Below are 3590 nucleotides of genomic sequence, written 5' to 3' on the forward strand. Positions count from 1 at the left end.
CCGCCTGGCCGGGAGCCGCCGCCGCGGCGGTCGCAGCACCGTGCTCGTCGCCGTGCGCACGGCGCAGCACCCGGTCGACCTCCGCTGCTCGTTCCTCGGGCGGGTGTTCACGGCCGACGGCACTCCCCTGCCCCGTGTGCTCATCGGCGAGTACCGCGGGAACGACCGCGGCGTGGTCGGCGAGTTCGACATCCCGAGCGCCGCGCAGCCTCGCTTCGTGGAGCGCGACCGGGTCGCGCCCGGCCTCCGGCACCTGCAGGGCGCCGTGCGCTGGGGTGAGACGCGCTTCGTGTCGCAGTCCGATCTGCTGCACCCCGGAGCCCTGTGGACCGATCGCGACGGTTCCTGGCGGCGACACCCCGTTCCGCTGCCCGCCGGGTGCGAAGACCTCGCCCTCGACCCCGAGGCGGGGGTGCTGTGGACGCTCGGCGAGCACCCGTGGCGACGCGTCGTCCGCGGCATCCCCTTCTCCGCGCTCGACCTCCCCGGGTGAGCGGCGGCGGCTGGCACATCGGCGGGCGAACGTAGACTGAGGGAGTGAAGAAGCCCGCCCCCCTCCTCGTCTACACCGTGCTGCGCCTGCTGGCATTCCTCGTCCCGCTGGCGATCCTGTGGTTCTTCTTCCCGATCTTCCGCGAGTTCTGGTGGCTCGCCGCCATCTTCGCCGCCCTCATCGGGGCGAGCATCTCGATGCTGTTCCTGCGCACGCCGCTGTCCGACGCCTCGGCGCGTCTGCACGAGCGGCGCGAGGGCCGCGTGTCGGGTCAGCAGGCCGATGCCGATGCGGAGGACGAGGCGATCGACGCCGCCCCCGACGAGACCCGCCGCGACTGAGCGCTCCCGCGGTCAGCCGACGGACGCGGAGATCGCGACGGACGCCCGGATCACGACGGACGCCGAGATCAGCCGACCAACGTCCGGATGAGCCGACGGACGCCGAGACCAGCCGACCAACGTCCGGATCAGCCGACGAACGCCGAGATCAGCCGACGGACCGCCGGATCAGCCGACGAACGCCCAGAACAGCGCGCCCGCGTAGAGCAGCGACGTGAGTGAGGTCAGGGCCAGCGCCGTCACCAGCTCCCGCGGCTGACGGTACGTCCAGACGATCAGCACGGCGGGCAGGCCCGCCAGCAGCGCGAGCAGCGCGATCCACGCGATCGGGAACAGCAGCGCCAGGAACACCGCGATCCCGAACGGCGCGAGGACGAACAGGGTGAACAGCACCTGGGTCGCACGCCGCCCGATCAGCACCGTGAGCGTGCGCTTGCCGACGGCGCGGTCCTGCTCGATGTCGCGGAGGTTGTTCGCCAGCAGCACCGCGCACGCGAACAGGCCGGCCGCGATCGCCCCCAGCCACGCCTGCTGTGGGAGTGCGAAGATCTGCACCCACGTGGTGCCGAGCGTCGCCACCAGCCCGAAGAACACGAAGACGAACACCTCGCCCAGGCCGTAGTAGCCGTAGGGTCGCTTGCCGCCCGTGTAGAACCACGCCGCGACGATGCACGCGGCGCCGACGGCCAGCATCCACCACTGCTCCGTGCGCACCACGATCGCGAGGCCGACCGCCGCGGCGAGCGCGAAGAACACGAGCCCGATGATCAGCACGGTGCGCGGCTTCACCCGCCCGGAGGCCGTCAGCCGCGCCGGACCGACACGGTGGGCGTCGGTGCCGCGGACCCCGTCGCTGTAGTCGTTCGTGAAGTTCACGCCGATCTGCAGCAGCACCGCGACCGCGAGGCAGGCGAGGGCGATGACCCAGTGGAACTCGGGCCCCGTGCTGCGCGCGGCGCCCGTGCCGATCACGACCGGCGCGACCGCCAGCGGCAGGGTGCGCAGTCGTGCGGCGCCGATCCAGTCGGAGACGGTGACCGGACCGGCCTCGACCGCGGGCCGCTTGGCCGGGTTTCCGCTGGTGTGCGGTCGGGTTCGGGTGCCGCTCTTCTTCTTGCGCCGGGAGGATGCTGCCACGCACGAAATCCTAGTCCGCGCGGCGCGGGGACCCTCAGCGGTGCGGGTTGCTGTCCTTGCCGTCGAGCCACAGGGTGTCGGACGCATCGCTGTGGGAGCTTCCCGTGCCGACGTGCTTGTCGCTGATCTTCGGTCCCTTGAGGATGACGTGGGTCATGGCCTGCGCGTGACCGTGGCCGAGGCCGTACTCCTGCTTGAGCCACGTGAGCACGACCGTGGACTTCGTGCCCTCGTCGAAGCCCTGGGCGCGGGCGAGCTCGATGAACTGGCGGGGCGTGAGCCCGGTCTGGGTCTCGACCTTGTCGAGGTAGGCCTGGAAGGACATGGGTTCTCCTGATCAGTCGTTGTCGAGGAAGGTCTGGACGATGGTGGCGGAGGCGTGGATGCACAGGATGCGCAGCAGCCCCTCCCCCGCGTTCGTGAAGCCGTGCGGCGTGAAGGCGGCGACCGTGGCGGTGTCGCCCGGTCCGGCGAGGAGGATCCGGTCGCCGACGCGGAGGCGGACGGTCCCCTCGAGGACCACCCAGGTCTCCGAGTACGGGTGCCAGTGCAGCCCTGGACCCTCGCCCGGCTGATTCTCGACGAAGAAATAGGACACGTCGGCGCCGTGCTCGGCCCCGACGAACCGGCGGCTGCGGCCGGTGCCGATGCGGAGGTCGGCGTCGCGGACGAGCGACGAGGGAGCGGGTGTGGTGGTCATGTGCCCAGTCTCGACAGCGCACCCGCGGGCCCCTAGTGTTTCGATGTGGATCGAAACACGGCACCCATCGAGGGGCGAGAGCACCCGGACCACCGGGTCGAGTTCCACCTGAGTCCCGGTGACATGGAGGCGGTGCGCTTCGGAGTCTCCCCCGGCCACGAGCTGGCCCACGCCGTCCGCGCCCTCCTCCGCCCGGCGGCGCATCCGCTCCAGTGGGGGTGGCTGCGCGTCGTGCGCGAACGGCTGCCGCGCGACGGCTTCGCACTGCTCGCCGCGGTGATCGGCGACGACGGCTACCTGCCCGACCTCCTCACCACGACCCCGCGGTGGGACCTCACCCCGGAGGCGGAGCTCGCGGCGCTCCGCACGACCGCGCTGGAGCCCATGCGCGTGGACCTCGGGAAGATGGTGCAGCGCTCCGCCGGCCGTCGACGCGAGGCGCTGCGGGACATGCGGGACGATCCGGCGCGGGCCAGGGCGCGGATCGCCGACGCCTGGTCGGAGCTGTGGGAGGTCGCGCTGGACCCGGTCTGGCCGCAGCTCGAACGACTCCTGCGCGCGGACATCGCGGTGCGGGCACGCGCGATCGCCACGTCGGGCATCGCGGGGATGGCGAGCGACCTGCATCGGCAGGTGTCGTGGGGTGACGGCGCCGTGCGGGTGTCGTTGCGGCGGCACAGCGAGCGGGTCGACTGCCGCGGCAGCGGACTGGTGCTCGTGCCCTCCGTGATGTCGTCGTGGGGCTGCATGGTGCTCACCGAGCCTCCCGCGCAGCCGACCCTCTTCTATCCGGCCCGCGGGGTCACGGCTGGGTGGGCGCGCGACACCACCGAGGTCGAGTCGGCCCTGGGTGCCCTGCTCGGCCCGGCCCGCGCCGGCATCCTGCTGCGGGCGGGCGCCGAGCGCACCACGTCGCAGG

The 3590-nt window shown here is 72.3% G+C and carries 6 protein-coding genes; 3 read left to right on the forward strand and 3 right to left on the reverse strand.

The window, feature by feature from the left end; translation table 11 throughout:
- Positions 1-493 (forward strand): peptidase associated/transthyretin-like domain-containing protein (locus DW309_RS19600; protein ID WP_168387254.1); only part of this gene is annotated, 493 nt, incomplete at its 5' end.
- A 44-nt stretch (positions 494-537) separates the two neighbouring features.
- Positions 538-834: a DUF4229 domain-containing protein gene (locus DW309_RS11625; protein ID WP_136028656.1), complete on the forward strand. Its 297-nt coding sequence runs from the start codon at positions 538-540 to the stop codon at positions 832-834.
- 168 nt (positions 835-1002) lie between these two features.
- Here the strand turns inward: DW309_RS11625 and DW309_RS11630 are convergent, their stop codons facing one another.
- The 3 genes from DW309_RS11630 to DW309_RS11640 are packed head-to-tail and all read right to left on the reverse strand — an operon-like array spanning position 1003 to position 2671.
- Positions 1003-1971, reverse strand: a complete 969-nt coding sequence (locus DW309_RS11630; RefSeq protein ID WP_136037196.1) for a 1,4-dihydroxy-2-naphthoate polyprenyltransferase — start codon at positions 1969-1971, stop codon at positions 1003-1005.
- 34 nt (positions 1972-2005) lie between these two features.
- Complete coding sequence (locus DW309_RS11635) at positions 2006-2296, reverse strand: DUF4287 domain-containing protein (protein WP_136045459.1); 291 nt, start codon at positions 2294-2296, stop codon at positions 2006-2008.
- 12 nt (positions 2297-2308) lie between these two features.
- Positions 2309-2671, reverse strand: coding sequence for a cupin domain-containing protein (locus DW309_RS11640; protein ID WP_136045460.1), 363 nt, complete (start codon positions 2669-2671; stop codon positions 2309-2311).
- A 45-nt stretch (positions 2672-2716) separates the two neighbouring features.
- Here DW309_RS11640 and DW309_RS11645 point away from each other — a divergent pair.
- Positions 2717-3590: DUF5937 family protein (locus tag DW309_RS11645; protein WP_136045461.1), on the forward strand; the 874-nt coding region annotated here is incomplete at its 3' end.

It is taken from the genome of Microbacterium sp. K41, assembly GCF_004794395.1.
Classification (GTDB): domain Bacteria; phylum Actinomycetota; class Actinomycetes; order Actinomycetales; family Microbacteriaceae; genus Microbacterium; species Microbacterium sufflavum.

Bases quoted from the DNA above. Each gene is read 5' to 3' on its own strand.
- DW309_RS11635 (WP_136045459.1), bottom strand. From the start codon at position 2,296: ATGTCCTTCCAGGCCTACCTCGACAAGGTCGAGACCCAGACCGGGCTC.
- DW309_RS11640 (WP_136045460.1), bottom strand. From the start codon at position 2,671: ATGACCACCACACCCGCTCCCTCGTCGCTCGTCCGCGACGCCGACCTC.